The following is a 22,728-nucleotide window of genomic DNA, read 5'->3' as shown; positions in this document are numbered from 1 at the left end:
AACAAAAATTTATATATTTCCTACACGGATCACATCAGCAAAAATTCCTGAAGCGGTTACGGCTGCACCGGCTCCGGCTCCTTTGATTAATAACGGCTGATCTACGTAACGATCGGTGTAGAAAAGCACGATATTATCTTTTCCTTCTAAATTATAGAAAGGATGATCTTTCGGGATGAACTGCAGACCAACGCTTGCTTTTCCGTTTTCGAATTGCGCTACGTATTTCAATCTTGAATCTTTTGCTAAAGCTTCTTTGTAAATATTTTCAAAATGAGAAGCGTGTTTAATTAACGAAGCAAAAAAGTCATCGTTGTTTGTTGTTGCCAGACATTCTGCAGGCAGGAACGATTCGTTTGCAATGGCGTCAATATCCATTTCATAACCACTTTCACGAATTAAAATCAGGATTTTACGCGCAACGTCGATTCCGCTTAAGTCGATTTTTGGATCTGGTTCTGTGAAACCTTGAACTCCCGCTTCTTTTACCACATCGTGGAAAGAATTGTTTTCATCAAAATTGTTGAAAATAAAGTTCAGACTTCCCGATAAAACCGCTTGAATTTTATGCACTTTATCTCCAGATGCAATAAGGTTTTTTACGGTATCTATAATTGGTAATCCCGCACCAACATTCGTTTCAAATAAAAACGGAGCGTTGTACTGACGCGATAAGCTTTTTAGTTTTTTATAATTGTCATAAGCCGATGAACACGCAATTTTATTACACGTTACAACCGCAATACTTTCTTTTAGGAATTTCTCGTACATTTCAGAAACGCTTGCATTTGCTGTAATATCTACGAAAATACTGTTACGTAAATTTAGTTCTTTGGCACGTGCGATAAATTCTGTGGCAACGGCATGTTCTCCTTTTTCAAGAGTCGACTGCCAATCTTTTAAAGAGATTCCGTCTTCATCAAAAACCATTTTTCTTGAATTTGATAAAGCAATTACGCGAACATTAATCTTTAAAACATCTTTCAAGAATTTCTTCTGGCTGTGAATCTGCTCGATGAATTTTTCACCCACATTTCCAACACCCATTACAAATAAATTCAGCTGTTTGGTGTTTTCTTCAAAGAAGTTTTCGTGTAAAGTATTCAACGCTTTCTTAACGTCTCTTTCGTTAATTACAGTCGAAATATTTCTTTCAGAAGCACCTTGTGCAATCGCGCGGATGTTTACGTTGTTTTTTCCTAAAGTACTGAACATTCTTCCGCTTAAACCCTGGTGATTTTTCATGTTTTCGCCAACCAAAGCAATAATGCAAAGGTCTTTTTCTACATAACAAGGATCGATTTTATTCTGCGAAATTTCGATTTCAAAAGCTTTGTTGATTGCAGCTTCGGCATTATCAGCATCAGAATTCAGGATTCCGATACAAATTGAATGTTCAGAAGAAGCCTGAGTAATAAAAATAACGTTGATTTTTTCCTGAGACAATACTTCAAACAAACGTCTTGACGAACCCGCAACACCAATCATTCCCGGACCTTCAAGCGTTAAAAGCGAAATATTATCGATATGGCTGATTCCTTTTACAACTGTATCTTTTGAAGAAGGTTGACTAGAAATCAATGTTCCTTCGGCTTCCGGCTCAAAAGTATTTTTAATTAAAATTGGAATGTTTTTTCTTAAAACCGGCTGAATTGTAGGCGGATATAAAACTTTCGCTCCAAAGTGCGATAATTCCATAGCTTCCTGATATGAAATAGTTGCAATTGGCTGTGCTTGTTTTACGATTTTTGGGTTGGCAGTAAACATTCCGTTTACGTCAGTCCAGATTTCCAATTGTTCCGCATCAAGCGCTCCGGCAATAATTGCTGCAGTATAATCAGAACCACCGCGTCCTAAAGTTGTAGTGATTCCATCTTGAGTCTGAGAAATAAATCCAGGTAAAATATTGATTTGCGCTTCGTTATTTTTGAAATATTCCTGAATTAAATTATTAGAAATTTCAAAGTTTACAACCGCTTTTCCGTAGTTATGGTCTGTTTTAATTAATTCGCGGCTGTCTTTGTAAACCGCATTTTTTTCAATCTGCTGAAATGCCTGTGCGATGATAAATGAAGAAAGTAATTCTCCAAAACTTAAAATAGTATCGGCAGTTCTTGGTGATAATTCGCCTAAAAGGAAACAGCCGTCAAGTAAAGTTTCTAAATGGTTGATGATTCTTTTTACGTGGCTTAAAAGACTGCTTTGCTCGCTTACCGGAATCAGTTCTTTTAAAGTATCAAGGTGTTTTTTCTCGATTTCGGCAACAATTTCTCTAAAGCTTTCGTCGTTTGCTGCTGCTTTTGCCGCTGCCGACTGTAGTAAGTCAGTCACTTTGCTTAAAGCCGAAACTACTACAGCAACTTTATCCTGCTGCGATTTTTGTTTAACAATTTCGAGAACGAGTTTTATATTTTGAGCATTGGCTACAGAAGTTCCGCCAAATTTTAATACTTTCATTTTTTTTGTTTTTAGGTGCAAAGGTTTTGAGTGACAAAGGTTCAAAGTTGATCAACTGTGAACTGAAACTGAAAACTGCGACTTTTTTTTTTCTTCTTTGTAAATGTTTCTATGTATCCATTACCTTTCTTCTTTTGCGAAAAAAGTATAGACAATCAGGATTATATGTAAAAATGTATACCCCTAAGGGGTAGTAGTTGTTGTAGTAGAAATTGTGGTAGCAGCAATTGCAGCTCTTGTTTGAGCTGTAATAATTGTAGATTGATATTTTATGCTGTTACTTTTCATTTTTGATTTTCCAAAAGTACAGCTTTTTATAAAAGTTAAAAACTTCAAAAGCCTTTTTACGAATATTTTAATAATTCAAATCTCAACAATTCAATATTGAGTATTTGTTAAAATTAAATATGTTAAGTTGCCGTTTTAATATATTTATGATTATGATTTATTGACTTTTGCCCAAACAAGGGTTTGATTTTTAAGGGAAATTTGAACTAAAATTACCAGCTGCTCACTTTTTTATGATTGAGAAATAAATAAAAGGCAAGAATCTCTTTTGAAGAAATTTTAATTATTGTGATAAAATGTTGCTTTTTAATATTGATTTGTTGAATTTTGACGTTTTAAAATTTGAAATCATCATGAGAGAAATCCATTATATAAGTACAGATACCATAACTTTAGAAACGCTTCATGAAATTTTGGCAAACAACAAAATGCTCGAATTATCAGAAGAAGCTAAAGTAAACGTTCAAAAATGCCGTGATTATTTAGATAAAAAAATGGCATCGCATACGGCACCTATATATGGAATTAATACTGGTTTTGGATCGCTTTACAGCGTAAAAATCTCAAATGAAAATTTATCTAAGCTTCAGGAAAACTTAGTAAAATCGCATGCCTGCGGAACAGGAGAAGAAGTTCCTGCCGAGATTGTAAAAATGATGCTTTTGCTTAAGATTCAATCTTTAAGCTACGGACATTCTGGAGTTCAGTTAAAAACTCTGGAGCGTTTGGTTGATTTCTATAATAATGATATTCTGCCGATAATTTATACTCAGGGTTCACTTGGAGCTTCTGGAGATTTGGCGCCTCTGGCACATATGTCGTTACCGTTAATAGGTGAGGGAAAGGTGCTTTTTGAAGGAAAACAAATGGCTTCTGCCGATGTTTTAAAACATTTTAACTGGGAACCAATTGTTTTAATGTCAAAAGAAGGTTTGGCTTTATTAAACGGAACTCAGTTTATGAGTGCTTACGGAGCTCATATTTTAATTAAAGCCTATAAATATTCGTATCTGGCGGATTTAATTGGAACGATTTCCTTGGAAGGTTTTGATGGAAGAATCGAACCATTTAACGAATTGATACATTATATACGTCCGCATAAAGGACAAATCGTGACCGCACAGCGTATTACTGAATTTCTAGACGGAAGCGAAATTATCGCGCAGGAAAAGAAACACGTTCAGGATCCGTATTCTTTCCGTTGTATGCCTCAGGTTCACGGTGCTTCAAAAGATGCCATTGATTATGTTCGAAAAGTATTTAAAACCGAAATCAATTCAGTTACTGATAACCCTAATATATTTATAGAAGCTGATCAGATTATTTCTGGCGGAAATTTCCACGGACAGCCTTTGGCTCTTGCTTTAGACTTTTTAGCAATTGCTCTGGCAGAATTAGGAAGTATTTCAGAAAGAAGAACCTATCAGTTAATTTCGGGATTGCGTAATCTTCCTGCATTTTTAGTAGATAATCCGGGATTGAATTCAGGATTTATGATTCCGCAATACACTGCAGCAAGTATTGCCAGCCAAAACAAACAATTGGCAACTCCGGCGAGTATTGATAGTATCGTCTCAAGTAATGGCCAAGAAGATCATGTAAGTATGGGAGCCAACGGAGCGACAAAAGCCTTACGAATTTTAGATAATTTAGAGCGTATTCTGGCTATTGAATTATTGAATGCATCGCAGGCAATTGCTTACAGAGAGCCTTTAAAATCCAGTGATTTTATTGAAATGTTCCTAAGCAGCTACAGAGAAGTTGTGCCTTTGGTTAAAGAAGACAGAATCTTACATAATGACATAGAAAACACAGTGTTATTCTTGAAGAGTTTCCAAATAGAAAACGATTTGTTAACAATGGCTTAACATTGCAAAGTATTAATGGGAGTAATTTTGCACTATCAAAAATAAAAAAATGTCAATAAACAGTATTTTCCAATTTTTAGTGCCGAAAGACAAGAAATTCTTTCCACTTTTTGAAGAAGCTTCAAGCAATTTAATTGAATTAGCTTCTAACCTTCACGAAGCTGTAAACCTTCCATTAAAAGAAAGAGAAGTTCTTTTTCAAAAAATTGACGAATTAGAACAAAAAGGCGAAGACATAACACGTCAGACCAATTTAGAATTAAGCAGAAACTTTATTACTCCATTTGATAGAGAGGATATTCATACATTAATTACGTCTATCGATAACGTTGCTGATTACCTTCACGGTGCAGCAAGCCGTATGAGATTGTATCAGGTTGATAAGATTACAAAATCAATCAGAAAGATGACAGAAATTAACCTTGAAGCTTGTCAAAACATTGACAGTGCTGTAAAAGAGTTAAGAAATTTAAAGAATTTCAAAGTCATTAAAGATGCTTGTGCAAGAATTAATAAGCTTGAGAACAAATCTGATAATGTTTATAATAAAGCAGTTTTTGAAATATTTGAAAACGAAACAGACGCTAAAAGTATTATTAAATACAAAGAAGTGTTATCTGTTTTAGAATCAGCAACAGACAAATGTAAAAGTGTTGCCAACATACTAGAATCTATTTCTGTAAAACATTCTTAATTCAATCTTTCATTCTGAAGTTATAATTTTATGACGCTACTTATATTAATTATAGTACTGGCCTTAATTTTTGATTACATCAATGGTTTTCATGATGCGGCAAATGCTATAGCGACTGTTGTTGCCACAAAGGTTTTGACACCTTTTCAGGCCGTTGTCTGGGCAGCATTTTTTAACTTTTTGGCTTATTGGGTTTTTGGGTTTGGTGTTGCTGATACTGTTGCTAAAACAGCGCACACCATGGAAATAAACCTGGTTGTAATTCTCGCAGGAGTAATTGCAGCAATTTGTTGGAATTTATTGACTTGGTGGTTAGGAATACCTTCAAGTTCTTCACATACTTTAATTGGAGGTTTTGCCGGAGCAGCCGTTGCACACGCAATTGCAGTTCATGGTTTTTCTGGTTATGTTGGAGAAGACGGAGCAACACATTACTGGTACGAAATTGTAAGCTGGTATAAGGCAGGAAAAGACGGGGCGATGCCTTCGGGAGTTCTTATTATTATTGCCTTTATTGTTCTTGCGCCATTATTAGGAGCTTTGGCTTCGTATTTAATTTCTATCTGGTTGTTAAATGCTTCTCGTAAAACAATTGGACCTAAAATTTTTACTGCAGCTTTAATGATCGCTACGATTGTTTTTGTGTATTATCAAATGGTACCTTACGATAAGATCGATAAACCAAGATTTGATTCTCATTTTTGGAGTGTTGCTTTTGAGGCTCACAATATTAAATGGTTTTTAGTTGCTTTTATTATCCTGACAGTTAGTGCATTTTGTTTAATATTCAGTAGTTTAAATCTTCATCAGGCCGATGCTGCTTTAAAGAAAATGCAGTTATTATCTTCTGCGGCATTTAGTTTAGGTCACGGGGGTAACGATTCGCAAAAAGTAATGGGTATTATTGCTGCAGCTGTAGCGGTTTATATCAACACAAATCATGGCGTACATATGGACGAATGGCTCGATGTTGTTTTACCAAATGAAGACTTAGGTATTAAAGGACAAATGCCAAGCTGGATTCCGTTAGCATGTTATTCTGCTATTGCAGCAGGAACATTAAGCGGCGGATGGAAAATCGTAAAAACGATGGGTTCTAAAATTACTAAAGTAAGTTCGTTTGAAGGTGTTGCAGCAGAAACTGCAGGAGCTTTGACACTTTACTTTACAGAGCACTTAAAAATTCCGGTAAGTACAACGCATACTATTACAGGTTCTATTATTGGTGTTGGATTAACAAAACGTGTGTCTGCAGTTCGCTGGGGAGTTACAGTAAGTTTAATCTGGGCTTGGATTTTAACTATTCCAATTTCGGCTATATTGGCAGGTTTGGTTTACTTTATTCTAAGTATTTTTATGTAATAAACTGATGTTTTAAAATGGGAGATAATCACATTTTATCTGCATATAAAAGCCGGTTTCAATTTTGAAATCGGCTTTTTTTATATGTTATTATTGTCTTTTATTGAAAGTTTTATAATTTTTAGGGGATATTTTTTAAATGAAATAATAAGACCTTTGCCGAAAAATGAGCGGTAATTTTTAGCTCAATATGTTTAATTTAAAATAAAAAAAGTGCAAAGATTTAATGGTTATGCAGCAGTAATAATCACTGTATTATTTACAAGTATTACTTTTTATTCATGTAATAGTAAACCTGATGATATGAGAGAGGTTCATTTACAAGAAGATCAAAAAAAAGTTACTGACAATCCGGATCAAAAAACAGATTCTATTTCCTATTTCCTAAAAGACTGTGTAATAAAATCATTAACAGGTATTAAAACAGATGAATTGAAATATTATTCAAAAGAAAAAAACGATACTATAATGATAATCGTAAAAGTAGGAGATATGAAAGGAATTGAAAAATCTTCAAGAAAAGAATTATTATTTGCTGTTGAAGATTGTTTAAAAGCTGTTGACTATTTTGCGAATAAGAAAATTTACATTGATGTTGAAGGAAGGTATAATACCTTATTAGTAAAAACTCCTGTAGAATCTGATTTAGATGGTAAATTTGCTGAAAAAAGCCTTCTTTTGCCGTTTTACGGGAAATCAGTAATACCAAATAAAGAAACTGAAAATCACTAAGTTTATAACATAAACTAAATAGAAAAGAATGGCTGAGAAGCTGTTCTTTTTTATTTTTGAAAAACTATAATTATTGACATTAAAACTATAAGGATTATTATGGACTTTAAGGTAACAAACCAAATAGAAAGAATTAAGAAAAAGCTTATTCTGGCAAAAGAAGCAGATCCTGAATTTAAAGTATTTGGAGCTAGTTCTCATAAATATGAAATTGGACCGCCAGTTACTGTTGACGATATTTTAAAATTTGAAAAAGAATATAATTTAGAATTTCCGGAATGTTATAAAACGTTTCTACTGCATATTGGAAATGGTGGTGTATCGTATCAAAATTCTGCAGCCGGACCTTCTTATGGTATTTATCCTCTTGGAGTAGGTCTCGATGAATTGATTTATGAAAATACCAGAGATTATTTAAAAGAAAGCTGTAAAATATATCCTGAGATGACAAGTGAGTTTTGGGATGATCTTACTCAAAATATCGAAAATGAAAGCAATATTTCTGAGGAAGAATACTATGTTGAATTGGGGAAAATATATTCAGGAATACTTCCCATTGGATCTTTAGGTTGTACGGGATATCAAACTATTTTATTAAATGGAGAATTTAAAGGCAGAATAGTTTATGCTAATAGCGAAGGTTATATGCCTGTGTTTACAATCGAATCTAATTTTTTAGATTGGTATGAAAAATGGCTTGACGAGATAATCCCGGAAAGTATAATAAGTAAAGATCCGGATTTGTTTAATTATACTCTGGCTGGAAACGCTGAGTATATTTTGAATGAATATTTCTCGGTGTCTGAAATTAGAACTAAAATAGAATGTTTGAGAAGTTTACTAAAAAAGGACGCTCTGGATTCAAAAACGCTCGATGTTTTAGAAAAAGATTACATCAAAAGTTCAGAAATGGAGAAAGATTTGATTCTTCAAATATTTACCAAGTTTGATTATAATCGTGCCTTTAATTATTTAATAGAAATATCCAAAGATAATCTGCTTAAAGTTTTTCAGTTTGTATTTTGGTATGCAAAAGATAAAAGTACAGATTGGCTTGAAGTAATTGAGAAAAATGCTTCAAGAATAAATGATCCTAATACTTTTAGTTTCTGCACTTATTTATTGAAAGAAATGAATATTGATTACGCACCAATTATTATTCCGTTTACTTCTCACGCTGATGAAAGTATAAGAGTGAATGCCTATTATTCTTTAGGACTTTTGAAAAACAAAAAAGATTATTTAGAGACTTTTATTATAGGTCTAAATGATAAAGCCAATAAAGTTATTCATATTACTTTACAGGCTTTGGATGGCATCAACGATAAAATGCTATTAAAGTATTATAAAAAAATTGCCGAACAATTTCCTGTAGAACAAGATTACATTTTAATCAATCTTAATCACAGGCTTAAAGAATTTGGATTAACAAATGAAAAAATAAAGAATATTGATCCGGAAAATTATTAAAATCTGAAATATAAAAGACCGAGTTCAAGCGAATTCGGTCTTTTTTGTATGTCAAAACTTCTGCAGATTTTTTCGGTTATGTCTGCGTTTATAATGCGTTTGTTTTAATTTTTTTTGATCCTCAGAAATGATGCTGATTGTTCCGTCGATTTCAAGCATGGCCAGTTTTACGTTTTTGAAAAATTCAATGCCGTGTTCTCTCATGGCTTCTTTTAATTCTTCATCAGAAATGTCAAGCTTGCTTAAAGTTTTGAAATCTAATTTGCCGTCGTGAATTAAAATTTGAGGTTTGTCTAATAGTAAGTCTCCAAAAATCTTATATCTGTGCGTTAATTTTTTAATGATATAATTAATTACAAATAATACCAAAGCAGCGATCTCAGCTATATGGGCAGGTTTGTTTTACTTTATTCTAAGTGTTTTTATGTAATAAATTGATGTTTTAAAATGTGAGATAATCACATTTTGTCTGCATATAAAAGCCGGTTTTCAATTTTGAAATCGGCTTTTTTAATATATTATTATTGTCTTTTATTGAAAGTTTTATAATTTTTAGCGGATATTTTTTTAATGAAATAACGGGATCTTTACATCATATAAGTTTATAAGATTGATAAATGGATGCTCAAATAGCAAATCAAATAGAAAGAATTAAAAAGAAACTTATTCTGGCAAAAGAATCAGATCTTGATTTTAAAGTTTTTGGAGCCAGTTCTCATAAATATGAAATTGGGCCGACTGTTACTACTGATGAAGTTTTAAAATTTGAAAAAGAATACGATTTAGATCTCCCGGAATGTTATAAAGCATTTTTACTGCATATTGGGAATGGCGGAATATCTTATGAAAATTCCGCTGCTGGCCCTTGTTATGGGATATTTCCTTTTGGAGAAAATGTTGATGATCTCATGTATCAAATTACTAAGGAATATCTGAAACAAGATTGTATAATTTATCCAAATATGAGTGATGAATTCTGGTACGAATTAACTAAACATATTGAAGAAAATGAAGATATCGAAGAAGGAGAGTTGTATGAAGAATTAAGTATTCTTTTTTCAGGAATTTTACCTATCAGTTCTCAGGGATGTTCATATTATTATGGACTCGTATTACATGGGTTTTTCAAAGGAAGAATTGTAAATATTGATATAAATGGACAAAAGCCTTATTTTGTTTATGAACAGAATTTTTTAGACTGGTATGAACGTTGGCTTGGCGGTATTATAAATGAAAATATAAAATATGAAAACCCGGATTTGTTTAGCTACACCTTAAGCGGAACTGCAGAACATATTTTAGATATTTATTTCTCAACTGATGATATTGAAACTAAAATAGAATGTTTGAAAGGTTTATTTGGTAAAAAGAATATTGATATAAAGACCTTAGATGCTTTAGCAAACGAATACAATTTAAGTTCTGGAGAGATAAAAAAAAGTATCATTTCTATATTGACAAAGAATGATTATAATTATGCTTTTGATTATTTAGTGGATTATTCAAAAGAAAATCTACTAGATGTTCTTGAATCAGTGTTTTGGTATGCAGAAGATAAAAGTAATGATTGGCTTGAAGTAATTGAAGAAAATGCTTCAAAAATAAATGATGGTGAAAGTTTTAGTTATTTTACTTATTTACTACAAGAAATGAATATTGATTACGCGTCAATTATTATTCCTTTTACTTCTCATCCTGATAAAAACATAAGAGTAAGTGCTTATTATTCTTTAGGACTTTTAAAGAATAAAAAAGATTATCTTGAAACTTTTATTTCAGCATTACATGATAAAGAAAACTGCGTAATTCATACCTCATTGAAAGCTTTACATGGCGTTAACGATAAAAGGCTTTTAAAGCATTATAAAAAAATTGCTGAACAATTTCCTGTAGAACAAGATTATATTTTGGTCAATCTTAATTACAGACTTAAAGAATTTGGATTGACAAATGAAACAATAAAACATATTGATCCGGATAATTATTAAAAAACAAAAGACCGATTTCATTTGAAGTCGGTCTTTTGTTTTTATCAAAACTTCTGCAGATTTTTTCGATTGTGTCTGCGTTTGTAATGTGTCTGTTTTAGTTTTTCCTGATCTTCAGAAATGATACTGATTGTTCCGTCAATTTCAAGCATTGCCAGTTTTACGTTTTTGAAAAATTCAATACCGTGTTCTCTCATGGCTTCTTTTAATTCTTCATCAGAAATGTCAAGCTTGCTTAAAGTTTTGAAATCTAATTTGCCGTCGTGAATTAAAATTTGAGGTTTGTCTAATAGTAAGTCTCCAAAAATCTTATATCTGTGCGTTAATTTTTTAATGATATAATTAATTACAAATAATACCAAAGCAGCGATTAAACCGCCTGTTAAACTGGTATCGGGACCAACCATAGCATTTTGGACAGAATTGCTAATAAGTAAAATTAAAATTACATCGGCAGTATTTAATTGTGAAAGTTCTTTTTTGCCAAATATGCGAAGTGCAATTGTCATGAAAAAATAGACAGCTATACTTCTTAAAACAATATCTAGATACGGAAAAGTCATGTTTTTATTTTAAAGTTAAATAAAAAAGCTTTGCCAAAGTTTTAAAACCTCGACAAAGCTGCTAAAATATTTATCTGTTATTAAGTTTAAATGAACTTAATTATAATTTGAAATTCTTTTCAATCGCTTTAATCATTTCTCCGGCAACATCTTTATTAGTTGCACCTTCGATTCCTTCAAGACCTGGAGAAGAATTAACTTCAAGCAATAAAGGTCCTTTAGAAGAACGAATAATATCTACACCGGCAACTTTTAAATCCATTGCTTTTGCGGCTTTAATAGCGATCTTTTTTTCTTCAGGAGTGACTTTGATTACAGAAGCTGTTCCGCCAAGGTGAATATTAGCTCTAAATTCGCCCGGCATGGCTTCACGCTGAATCGCAGCAACTACTTTTCCGTCAATTACAAAGCAGCGAATATCTTTTCCGTTAGCTTCTTTAATAAATTCCTGAACTAAAATGTTAGCGTTTAAGCTTTTAAAAGCATTAATTACACTTTCTGCGGCTTTTTTGGTTTCGGCTAAAACAACGCCTTTTCCTTGTGTTCCTTCTAATAGTTTTACAATTAAAGGTGAACCGCCTACCATTTTAATTAAATTGTCTGTATCAAGCGGAGAATTGGCAAATCCGGTTGTTGGTATATCTATACCGCTGTTTAAAAGTAGTTGTAAAGAATACAGCTTATCTCTTGATTGTGTAATGGCAGTTGCTGAATTTAAAACAAAAACCTTCAAAGCCTCAAACTGACGTGTTAAGGCACAGCCGTAAAAGGTAATACTCGGACGGATTCTTGGAATAATGGCATCAAATTCGTTTAATATTTTTCCGCCTCTGTAATGGATTTCGGGTTTTTTAGCATCAAGTTTCATGTAGCATTCCTTGATATTAAGGAAATGCATTTCATGGCCGCGCATTTCGCCGGCTTCCATAATACGTTTATTGCTGTATAATTCAGGATTGCTGGCCAAAAGTCCAATGCGTAAACCTGTTGTGGCTTTTTCTGAATTTTGGTATAATTCTTTTAAAGTTTCGGGAGAAGGCTGTCCTAAAAGATACTTTTCTTCAGGATCTACTAATACACGTCCGCTCATGGCTTCGCGCCCTAAAAGCATTCTAAAACCCATCGAATCACGATTGGTTAAAGTCATTTCGATAGGCCATTTTGCATCGCCTATTTTCAAATGAGTTTGAATTACGTAACGATGTTCTCTATAACCGCTTGAACTTTTTACAATTCGTTTGTCAACCAGCGGTGCTTCACAATGAATAATGGTTTTAATGTTATTCTGAATTGGATTAATGTCAAATTTTACCCAATTAGCATCATTTTTTATAAAAGGCGCTATGTTGATTGCGTGCATTGCCGAAGTTTTGGCACCGGAATCTACACGAGCTTTAATTGTCGGGATTCCAAGTTCTGGAAATGAGCACCATTCTTCACTGCCTAAAATGACTTTGTTTTGAAGCATATTTTGTTTTTTTATTATAGAATTTAAATTCAAAAATAGCTATTTGCTTTTACTAAAGATAGTGATTTCTTTAAAAAAAATACCCGTTATGTTATGAAAACGTAACGGGTAAATTATTTTTGTTATAAATTTTGACTAATTTATTGATTAGTCGGCTCTTCGGCTTTATGAATTTCTACTGATAATTCTTGTGAGTCATCTTTTAAATCCATCATGATTTCGTCTCCGGAATGTATTTTTGAAGTAATGATTTCTTCGGCTAACAAATCTTCAACATATTTCTGGATTGCTCTTTTAAGCGGTCTTGCTCCAAATTGTTTGTCGAAACCTTTTTCGGCAATAAATGCTTTTGCTTTATCAGTTAAGCTTAATTTGTAACCTAACTCTGCAATACGAGAATATAGTTTTTTCAATTCGATTTCGATAATCAAATCGATGTCAGCTTTTTCTAATGCGTTAAATACAATTACGTCATCAATTCTGTTTAAGAACTCAGGAGCAAAAGTTTTCTTTAAAGCGTTTTCGATAATGCTTTTTGAGTTTTCATCAGCCTGAGCTGTTCTAGCAGCAGTTCCAAATCCAACGCCTTGTCCGAAATCTTTCAATTGACGTGCACCAACGTTAGATGTCATGATAATAATAGTGTTTTTAAAGTCAATTTTACGACCTAAACTATCTGTTAAATATCCGTCATCTAAAACCTGAAGCATCATGTTAAATACATCTGGGTGTGCTTTTTCGATCTCATCTAAAAGAACCACACAGTAAGGTTTTCTACGAACTTTCTCAGTCAATTGACCACCTTCTTCATACCCGACATATCCAGGAGGCGCTCCAACTAAACGAGAAATCGCAAATTTCTCCATGTATTCACTCATATCGATACGAACTAATGCATCTTCAGAATCAAATAATTCTTTTGCTAATACTTTAGCTAACTGCGTTTTACCAACCCCAGTCTGACCTAAGAAAATGAACGAACCAATTGGTTTGTTTGGATCTTTAAGTCCGGCTCTGTTACGCTGAATAGAACGTGCAATTTTAAGAACAGCTTCATTTTGACCAATTACTTTATTCTGAATTAAATCAGGAAGTTTGGCTAGTTTGTTGCTTTCTGTTTGTGCAATTCTGTTTACAGGAATACCGGTCATCATAGAAACTACATCGGCTACATTATCTTCTGTAACTTCAATTCTGTTGTTTTTAGAATCTTCTTCCCATTGTTCCTGCGCAACAGCTAGATCTTTTTCAATACGTTTTTCATCATCGCGAAGTTTGGCTGCTTCTTCATATTTTTGTTTTTTAACAACCATGTTTTTCATTTCGCGAACTTCTTCTAACTGACGCTCTAAATCTAAAATTTGTTTAGGAACATCAATATTAGTAATGTGTACACGAGATCCGGCTTCGTCAAGAGCATCAATCGCTTTGTCTGGTAAGAAACGCTCAGACATATAACGGTCAGTTAACTTAACGCAGGCTTCAATAGCTTCCGGCGTATAAGTTACATTATGGTGATCTTCGTATTTATCTTTTACATTGTTCAAAATAGCGATTGTTTCTTCAACAGAAGTCGGCTCAACAATTACTTTTTGGAAACGTCTTTCTAAAGCACCGTCTTTTTCAATATATTGTCTGTACTCGTCGAGAGTTGTTGCACCAATACATTGAATTTCACCTCTTGCTAATGCAGGTTTAAACATGTTTGAAGCATCAAGAGATCCTGTTGCTCCTCCGGCACCAACAATAGTATGAATTTCATCAATAAAAAGAATGATATCGTCATTTTTCTCAAGCTCGTTCATAACGGCTTTCATTCTTTCTTCAAATTGTCCTCTGTATTTTGTTCCGGCAACTAAACTTGCCAAATCAAGAGTTACAACTCGTTTGTGAAAAAGAATACGAGATACTTTCTTTTGAATAATGCGCAATGCTAATCCTTCTGCAATTGCAGATTTACCAACTCCGGGTTCTCCAATAAGAAGCGGGTTGTTCTTTTTTCTTCGGCTTAAAATCTGCGAAACACGCTCAATTTCTTTTTCGCGTCCCACAACAGGATCAAGTTTACCTTCCTCAGCCATTTCTGTTAAATCTCTCCCAAAATTATCTAAAACCGGAGTCTTGGATTTTTTGTTTGACTTATTGGCGGGATTATTAAAACTACTTTCCTTTAAACTGTCATCTTGTCCTGAATCGTCATTGTAAGATTCGTTTCTTGGCAAGTTTTCTAAGAATTCTTCTTCGTTTGGCGTCATATTTAAGTATTGTTCTTTAGCTACGTCATAATCTATTTTCAGCTTATTCAGTAACTTGGTTGTTGGATCGTTTTCGTTTCGTAAGATACACAAAAGCAGGTGAGCGGTGCTTATCGACGAACTTTGAAATACTTTAGCTTCAAGAAAAGTGGTCTTCAGGGCTCTTTCGGCCTGTCGGGTAAGATGAAGGTTTTTCTTTTCAGTGTTTATTTCAACGCTGTGATTGGCTGGACTCAGTATTTCTACTTTCCTGCGTAAATGATCTAAATCAACTGCTAGGTTATTAAGTATATGAATAGCTTTTCCGTTACCATCTCTTAAAATGCCTAGCATAAGATGTTCGGTACCAATAAAGTCGTGTCCTAAACGAAGGGCTTCTTCCTTACTGTACGTAATAACATCTTTTACTCTTGGTGAAAAATTATCATCCATAATATATAATTGGTAGTGTAAATTTAATTATTTACTGATTGAAAAACAAAAATCATACCTAGTGAGATCTGCTGTCAGCTAATTGACAAAAAAAATAACAATAAAAGCGTTAAAAAACGCTTAATTTATTAACTAAAAGCGAAAACAAAGTTGTTAATAAATCATTTAAATAAGTGTAAGGAAATAGCTGAAAAAATTTTAAAAAAACGTATCTTGGCACGCTTTGAAACTAATATAATTATTTAAACATAACAACTTATGTCTGAAGGAGAAAAGTTAATTCCTATTAACATTGAAGATGAAATGAAATCTGCTTACATCGATTATTCGATGTCAGTAATTGTATCGAGAGCGCTTCCTGATGTTAGAGATGGCTTGAAACCAGTTCACCGAAGAGTTCTTTACGGAATGTATGATTTAGGTGTAACTTCAAGATCTGCCCACAAAAAATCTGCGAGAATCGTGGGAGAGGTTCTGGGTAAGTATCACCCTCACGGAGATACCTCTGTTTATGATGCAATGGTACGTATGGCGCAGGAATGGAGTATGCGTTATTTATTAGTGGATGGTCAAGGTAACTTTGGGTCTGTTGATGGTGACAGTCCGGCAGCGATGCGTTATACTGAGGCCAGAATGCGAAAAATTTCTGAAGATATTATGGCAGATATCGAAAAAGAGACAGTTGATTTTCAACTTAACTTTGACGATACATTATATGAGCCAAAAGTAATGCCTACAAGAGTTCCTACTTTATTAGTAAACGGAGCTACTGGTATTGCAGTTGGTATGGCGACTAATATGCCGCCACACAATTTAACTGAGGTTATTAATGGTACTTTAGCGTATCTGGATAATAACGATATTGAGGTTGATGAATTAATGACACATATTAAAGCACCTGATTTTCCAACAGGAGGTGTAATATATGGTTATGAAGGAGTTCGTGAAGCTTTTAAAACTGGTAGAGGACGTATTGTCATGCGTGCAAAAGTTGGTTTTGAAGAAGTTGATGGTAGAGAATGTATTATTGTTACTGAAATTCCTTATCAGGTTAACAAAGCCGAAATGATTAAACGTACGGCTGATTTAGTTAACGAGAAAAAAATTGAAGGTATTGCTAATATACGTGATGAGTCGGATAGAAACGGTATGCGTATCGTTTATATTCTGAAACGTGATGCTACACCAAACGTAGTTTTAAATACCTTATATAAGTATACGTCATTACAATCTTCTTTTAGTGTTAATAATATTGCATTAGTGAAAGGTCGTCCGCAAATGTTGAATCTAAAGGATATGATTCACTATTTCATCGAACACCGTCATGAAGTTGTGGTACGAAGAACACAATTTGAATTACGCAAAGCTGAGGAAAGAGCACACATTTTAGAAGGTTTAATTATTGCTTCTGACAATATCGACGAAGTAATTGCGTTAATTAGAGGTTCTAAAAACACAGACGAAGCCAGAGAAAAATTAATCGAAAGGTTTAAATTATCAGATATTCAGGCACGTGCCATTGTAGAAATGCGTCTGCGTCAGTTAACAGGTCTGGAGCAAGATAAGTTAAGAGCTGAGTTTGAAGAATTAATGAAGTTAATTGAGCACTTAAAAGCTTTATTAGCAGACATTAATTTAAGAACAAACTTAATTAAAGAAGAGCTTGTCGAAATTCGCGATAAATATGGCGATGACCGTCGTTCTCAAATTGAATATTCTGGAGGTGATGTTAGTATCGAAGACTTAATTGCCGATGAAAATGTGGTAATCACAATTTCTCATGCTGGTTATATTAAACGTACAAACTTAACAGAATACAAAACTCAAAACAGAGGAGGAGTAGGACAGAAAAGTGCTGGAACAAGAGATCAGGATTTCTTAGAGCATATGTTTGTGGCAACAAACCACCAATATATGATGTTCTTTACACAAAAAGGGAAATGTTTCTGGATGCGTGTTTATGAAATACCGGAAGGAAGCAAAACGGCAAAAGGAAGAGCAATTCAAAACCTTATCAATATCGAAAGCGATGATAAAGTAAAAGCTTTCATTTGTACGCAAGACTTAAAAGACAAAGATTATATCAATACACATAACCTTGTAATGGTAACTAAGCAAGGACAGGTTAAGAAAACTTCTTTAGAGAAATATTCTAAACCTCGTGCAAATGGAGTAGCGGCAATTACAATTAAAGAAGGTGATGAATTACTTGAAGCAAAATTAACCGACGGAGAAAGCCAGATTATCTTGGCGGTTAAGTCAGGAAAATTAGTTCGTTTTGAGGAAACAAAAACACGTCCTATGGGAAGAACAGCTTCTGGAGTTCGTGGTATTACCTTAAAAGATAGTACTGATGAAGTAATTGGTATGGTTACTGTTGCTAAAAATGATATTGCAGATTCTCAAATACTTGTTGTTACTGAAAATGGATACGGTAAACGTACTAAATTAGTTGACGATGACGGAGAAGATGTATACAGAATTACAAACCGTGGAGGTAAAGGTGTTAAAACGCTTAATATTACAGATAAAACAGGAAAACTGATTTCGATCAACGCTGTAACAGATTCTGACGATTTAATGATCATTAACAAGTCTGGATTAACAATTAGAATGGCAATTGAGGATTTACGTGTTATGGGACGTGCAACTCAAGGTGTTAGATTAATTAACCTTAAAGGAAAAGATTCTATCGCTGCTGTTACAAAAGTAATGAAAGATGATGCAGAAGAGGTTGTAGTTGATGAAGATGGTAACGTTGTAGAGTCTGCTATCGAAAGAGTTAAACCGGATATGGAAGTTCTTGAAGACGACGGAACTGTTGAAGAGGACGACGATGACTCTGATGATGTAGTTGAAGACGAAGATGATTCTAGTGACGAAGAAGAGTCTGAGGAATAAAATAGAACCACAAGAAAATTAAATTAAATATACAAATTGAACATTATGAAAAGTAAATATGTTATACTAGCATCAGCATTACTGATTTCTGTAGCTACATTTGCTCAAAAAGATCAAATTAAAAATGCAGAGAAAGCGCTTAAAGGCGGTGATGCACAAGGAGCTCTTGCACAATTAAAAGATGCTGAGAACTTAATTGTGAATGCAAAAGATACTGAACAGGCACAATACTATTTTGTACAAGGAAATGCTTACTTAGACCTTGCAAACAAAAAAGTAGAGGAAAGTAAAAACCTATCTGCAGCTGCTGACAGTTACAAAAAATTAATTGAGGTTGAAAAAACGTCTGGAAAACAAAAATATTCTACTCAGGCTGCAGCTTCAATTACTAACATCAAAGGATTGTTAATTAATTCTGCAATTGCAGATACTCAGGCTAACAAACATTCTGAAGGAGCTAAAAAATTGTATGACGCTTACGCATTAGATAAAAACGATACAATTAACCTTTACTATGCTGCTTCTACAGCTGTAAATGCTCAGGATTTTGATACTGCACTTCCTATGTACGAAGAGTTGAAAAAATTGAACTATTCTGGAAAAGGAACTTTGTATTTAGCGATAAACAAATCAAACGGAAACGAAGATAACTTCGCAAACGCAAAAGAAAGAGATTTAGCTGTAAAATTAGGAACTCACGAAAAACCTAAAACAGAAGCTATTCCTTCTAAAAGAGGTGAGATCTACAAAAACTTAGCTTTAATCTTAGTTCAAAAAGGACGTACAGAAGATGCTAAAAAAGCAATCGCTGACGCTAGAAAAACAAATCCAGATGATTCTTCTTTAATTTTAACAGAAGCAAATCTTTATTTAGAAACTAAAGACTACGATAAATACAAACAATTAGTTGGTGAAGCTTTACAAAAAGATCCAAACAATGCTGATTTAGTATTTAATTTAGGGGTATTAAGTGCTAATGCAAAAAACAATGCAGATGCAGAGAAATACTATTTAAAAGCTATCGAAATCAATCCTAACTATACAAATGCTTACTTAAATCTTGCTGCGTTAAAGTTAGATGCTGAAAAACCAATCATCGACGAGATGAATAAATTAGGTACTTCTGCAAAAGACATGAAACGTTACGATGTATTAAAAGCACAAAGAGAAGATGTTTTTAAAGGTGTTATTCCTTACCTTAAAAAAGCAAATGAGTTAGATCCTAAAAATGAAGATGTTGCAAAAACATTATTAGGAGTTTACAAAGCATTAGAAATGACTGCTGAAGCAAAAGCTCTAAAAGCTACAATGAACCAATAATAATTTGGTAAATGCATAAAAAAACCATCCGCGAAACGGATGGTTTTTTTATGCTTAAAAAATACTTTTAAACTAAAGAAGCTGATAAAGTAATCGTAGTATTTAAAAGCTTAGAAATCGGACAGATTTCTTTTGCTTTTGCAGCTGTTTTTTCAAATTCTTCCGCAGATATTGAAGGTACTTTTCCTTTTAAATCCAAATGAATTAAAGTGATAGAACCGTCTTCAAAAGTTACTGTTGCTTCTGTAGATAAATCATCTGCGGTAAATCCGGCTTCGTTAAGCAAAAAACTTAACTGCATTGTAAAACAGCCCGAATGCGCTGCTGCAACAAGTTCTTCCGGGTTTGTACCTACGCCGTCTGCAAATCTTGTTTTAAAAGATAATTGAGCGTTATCTAAAGTTGTACTCTGTGTACTAATAGTTCCTTTTCCTTCCATACCGGTTCCTTTCCAGTTGGCATTTGCTTTTCTTGTAAATTTCATGATTTGTAGTAATTTAAAATTAAAATTGTATTTTGTTGATTGTCAATAATAAGTGGTTACTCAAATATAAAAAATATTTTCCAGTATTAATTTACGGATTTGTTATTTGAAAGTAAATTCATAAAAAAAAAAGACACAATGAATTGGTATGCGTCTTTTTGAAATGGTAGAAAAAGAAAATTCCAAATCCCAATTGTATGTAATTAATTGGAATTTGGAATTTATAAAATTTGAAACTTTGAAGTTTACTCCTGATTCAAGTTTCTTAATTGTTTTAGTTTATCTTTCCAGACTTCAAGGCTTTCTTTGTGTATTGCAATGTTTTTGCGTACTTCGGTAACAATTGAATTCTCTTTTTTAGCGTTTTTAGTATTGGTAAAGAACTGAATGTTGTTTTCTAACTGGAAAATTTCATTCTGAACCTCTTCAATTTTACGCATAATAAAGATCTTTTCATTGTCTAATTTGCGAGTATCGTTGCTGTCAGATAAAGAATCGATTCTGTTAGTGAAACGCATCATTTCTGATTCTTTTTTACTTAAGCTAAGTTTTTCAAAAAGAGCATCTAAAATTTTATTGAATTTACCTTCAATATGACGTCTCGAAAAAGGAACTTTTCCGTAACCTTTCCAGATTTCAATGTGCTGTTTAATAGCGTCAAGATCAGTTTTATGGTCACCTGTTAATTGGAAAGCTCTTAAAGTTTCTAAATACGCTTTTTTGTTATCAAAAGCGGCAACCTCATCAGCATTTTCTTCTGATTTGTGTTCTTTTAGTTTATCAAAATAATGATTGCAGGCATCTTTAAACTCCTTCCAGATTTTATCTGAATATTTTTTAGGTACGTGTCCAATCTGTTTCCATTCTTCCTGAATTTGTTTCATGACTGGCGTAGTAGCGCTAAAATCAGTGCTTTCCTGTAACTCTTTTGCTTTTGCAACAAGAGCCATTTTTTTGCTTAAATTATCGTTTTGATCTTTTTTAATGTCTTTGTAAAACGAATTTTTAAAAGCATTAAAGTTTCTAACGGCAGTTTTAAAAGAAGCCCAGGTTTCTTCATTTACTTCAGAAGGAACTTTTCCTGCTGCGAAAAATTCATTACGTAAAGCTTCTACTTTTTGAATCTGAACCAGCCATTGCGAATGTGAATTTACTTTTTCAGTTCCTAAAACTTCAATTTTAGCAATAATATCTTTTTTAACTTCAAGATTTTGCTGTTCGTTAGCTCTTTGGCTTTCAAACAAAACTTCTCTTTTATCGTGAATTTTTTTAGTTAATTCACTGAATTTATTCCATATAGTATCACGGTGTTCTTTAGAAACCGGACCAATGTCTTCTTTCCAAAGTCTGTGTAAATCCTGCAATTCACGGAAAGCTTTGTTTACATCATTTTCGTTTACAAGCTCTTCAACTCTTGCAATAATTTTTTGCTTTTGATCCAGATTATGTTTGAAGTCTAAGTCGCGCGCTTCACGGTCTAAATGCAGATAATCATAGAAATTTTCTACATGAAAATGGTAATTATTCCAAACGTGATTGTATTTGTCCTTTGGAATTGCTCCTGCATTTTTCCATCTTTCTCTTAAATCATTAAAATGTTTAAGGGTATCTTTTATATTTTCCTGAGGATTAATAAGTTCTTTTAGTTCCTCAACAATCGCAAGTCTGTTGTCTAAGTTCGCTTTTAGATTGGTTTGTAAATGTTTAAAGTGGGCATTTCTTTTCTCTCTAAAAACATTATAATATTCATCAAATTTAGATTTTAAAGGAGAATGATATTCGAACTCTTCATTTTGATCTTCTTTTGAAGCATTAAATTCTTCTCTTTTTTCATCTATAAGATGATTGTATTGTAGTAAAAATGATTTTTTGATTTCTTCAATATGATCTTTTACAGACATAACTTTGTCTGTATTAATCAGCTTTTTAAGTTCATCAACAAGAGCATCAAGAGAAAAAGTATGATAATCCTTCATAGGAATATCATGACGCTCTTTTAATGTCTCATCTTCGCCTTCTTCAGCATTTGAATTTGTTATGGCATCTAATGCATTTTGATGATCAGCTGTTTCATCTGCTGTATTTTCAACAGTTTCTGCAGTGGTTTCAGAATCTGTATTTTCAATTGCATTGTTTTGCGTAGAATCGCTTATTTCGATTCCTGATTTTCCGTCTGCTTCCTGCAGGTTATCATTCTTTTCTTCTAACATTTTTAAATGTATAAGGTTTTTACTTTAAACAGAGCGAAAGATAGTAAAGGTGTTTCTAAATACAAAATAAATCGTTTGTTTATGCAGTATTTTACGATGAAATTCTTATTTAATCCAGTATTATACAAGTTGTATCGATGTTTTTTTACTTCTTTTTTGAAAGATATAAAAAATTAAAATTATTGTGTTTTTTAGAAAAAAAGGTATAAAATGATGTTTTAGCGGCTAATTCTTAT

The 22,728-nt window shown here is 33.1% G+C and carries 15 protein-coding genes; 8 read left to right on the top strand and 7 right to left on the bottom strand.

Going from position 1 to position 22,728, the window contains the following annotated elements:
* Positions 1-9: 9 nt before the first annotated feature.
* Complete coding sequence (gene thrA / locus ABD859_RS12225; protein WP_345144655.1) at positions 10-2,457, bottom strand: bifunctional aspartate kinase/homoserine dehydrogenase I; 2,448 nt, start codon at positions 2,455-2,457, stop codon at positions 10-12.
* 641 nt (positions 2,458-3,098) lie between these two features.
* Between thrA and hutH the strand changes: the two genes are divergently transcribed.
* The 5 genes from hutH to ABD859_RS12200 all read left to right on the top strand — a co-directional run bounded on the left by hutH (position 3,099) and on the right by ABD859_RS12200 (position 8,871).
* Positions 3,099-4,613 carry a histidine ammonia-lyase gene (gene hutH, locus ABD859_RS12220; RefSeq protein WP_345144653.1) on the top strand — a complete coding sequence of 505 codons (1,515 nt, stop codon included), beginning with the start codon at positions 3,099-3,101 and terminating at the stop codon, positions 4,611-4,613.
* A gap of 49 nt (positions 4,614-4,662) precedes the next feature.
* A complete protein-coding gene (locus tag ABD859_RS12215; protein WP_345144652.1) occupies positions 4,663-5,307 on the top strand; it encodes a DUF47 domain-containing protein in 645 nt (214 codons plus the stop codon).
* Positions 5,308-5,337: 30 nt separating this feature from the next.
* Positions 5,338-6,669 (top strand): inorganic phosphate transporter, encoded by a 1,332-nt coding sequence (locus ABD859_RS12210; protein WP_345144650.1) that lies wholly within the window; start codon positions 5,338-5,340, stop codon positions 6,667-6,669.
* Positions 6,670-6,882: 213 nt separating this feature from the next.
* Entirely contained in the window at positions 6,883-7,401 is a 519-nt protein-coding gene (locus tag ABD859_RS12205) for a hypothetical protein (RefSeq protein ID WP_345144648.1), read from the top strand.
* A gap of 99 nt (positions 7,402-7,500) precedes the next feature.
* Entirely contained in the window at positions 7,501-8,871 is a 1,371-nt protein-coding gene (locus ABD859_RS12200) for an SMI1/KNR4 family protein (RefSeq protein WP_345144646.1), read from the top strand.
* A gap of 51 nt (positions 8,872-8,922) precedes the next feature.
* On the opposite strand, the gene ABD859_RS12195 is transcribed toward ABD859_RS12200, so the two are convergent.
* Positions 8,923-9,240 carry a YetF domain-containing protein gene (locus ABD859_RS12195; protein ID WP_345144644.1) on the bottom strand — a complete coding sequence of 106 codons (318 nt, stop codon included), beginning with the start codon at positions 9,238-9,240 and terminating at the stop codon, positions 8,923-8,925.
* Between the two features lie 248 nt (positions 9,241-9,488).
* On the opposite strand from ABD859_RS12195, the gene ABD859_RS12190 reads away from it, so the two are divergent.
* Positions 9,489-10,859: an SMI1/KNR4 family protein gene (locus ABD859_RS12190; RefSeq protein ID WP_345144642.1), complete on the top strand. Its 1,371-nt coding sequence runs from the start codon at positions 9,489-9,491 to the stop codon at positions 10,857-10,859.
* A gap of 44 nt (positions 10,860-10,903) precedes the next feature.
* Here the strand turns inward: ABD859_RS12190 and ABD859_RS12185 are convergent, their stop codons facing one another.
* The 3 genes from ABD859_RS12185 to ABD859_RS12175 form a co-directional block, all read right to left on the bottom strand.
* Positions 10,904-11,422 carry a DUF421 domain-containing protein gene (locus ABD859_RS12185; RefSeq protein ID WP_345144640.1) on the bottom strand — a complete coding sequence of 173 codons (519 nt, stop codon included), beginning with the start codon at positions 11,420-11,422 and terminating at the stop codon, positions 10,904-10,906.
* Positions 11,423-11,522: 100 nt separating this feature from the next.
* On the bottom strand, positions 11,523-12,890 hold the full coding sequence (gene rimK, locus ABD859_RS12180) for a 30S ribosomal protein S6--L-glutamate ligase (protein ID WP_345144638.1): 1,368 nt from the start codon (positions 12,888-12,890) through the stop codon (positions 11,523-11,525).
* A gap of 140 nt (positions 12,891-13,030) precedes the next feature.
* Positions 13,031-15,577: an ATP-dependent Clp protease ATP-binding subunit gene (locus ABD859_RS12175; RefSeq protein ID WP_345144636.1), complete on the bottom strand. Its 2,547-nt coding sequence runs from the start codon at positions 15,575-15,577 to the stop codon at positions 13,031-13,033.
* A gap of 258 nt (positions 15,578-15,835) precedes the next feature.
* Here ABD859_RS12175 and gyrA point away from each other — a divergent pair, with 258 nt between their 5' ends.
* Positions 15,836-18,478, top strand: a complete 2,643-nt coding sequence (gene gyrA / locus ABD859_RS12170) for a DNA gyrase subunit A (protein WP_345144634.1) — start codon at positions 15,836-15,838, stop codon at positions 18,476-18,478.
* A gap of 45 nt (positions 18,479-18,523) precedes the next feature.
* Positions 18,524-19,798 carry a tetratricopeptide repeat protein gene (locus ABD859_RS12165; RefSeq protein ID WP_345144632.1) on the top strand — a complete coding sequence of 425 codons (1,275 nt, stop codon included), beginning with the start codon at positions 18,524-18,526 and terminating at the stop codon, positions 19,796-19,798.
* Positions 19,799-19,865: 67 nt separating this feature from the next.
* Here the strand turns inward: ABD859_RS12165 and ABD859_RS12160 are convergent, their stop codons facing one another.
* Both ABD859_RS12160 and ABD859_RS12155 read right to left on the bottom strand, forming a co-directional pair.
* On the bottom strand, positions 19,866-20,282 hold the full coding sequence (locus ABD859_RS12160) for an OsmC family protein (RefSeq protein ID WP_345144630.1): 417 nt from the start codon (positions 20,280-20,282) through the stop codon (positions 19,866-19,868).
* Positions 20,283-20,527: 245 nt separating this feature from the next.
* A complete protein-coding gene (locus ABD859_RS12155) occupies positions 20,528-22,492 on the bottom strand; it encodes a DUF349 domain-containing protein (RefSeq protein ID WP_345144628.1) in 1,965 nt (654 codons plus the stop codon).
* Between the last annotated feature and the right edge of the window lie 236 nt (positions 22,493-22,728).

The organism is Flavobacterium ginsengiterrae, assembly GCF_039539785.1.
GTDB lineage: Bacteria > Bacteroidota > Bacteroidia > Flavobacteriales > Flavobacteriaceae > Flavobacterium > Flavobacterium ginsengiterrae.
Note: the sequence above shows the minus strand (reverse complement) of the source record. Positions and strands in the feature narration are given on the sequence as shown.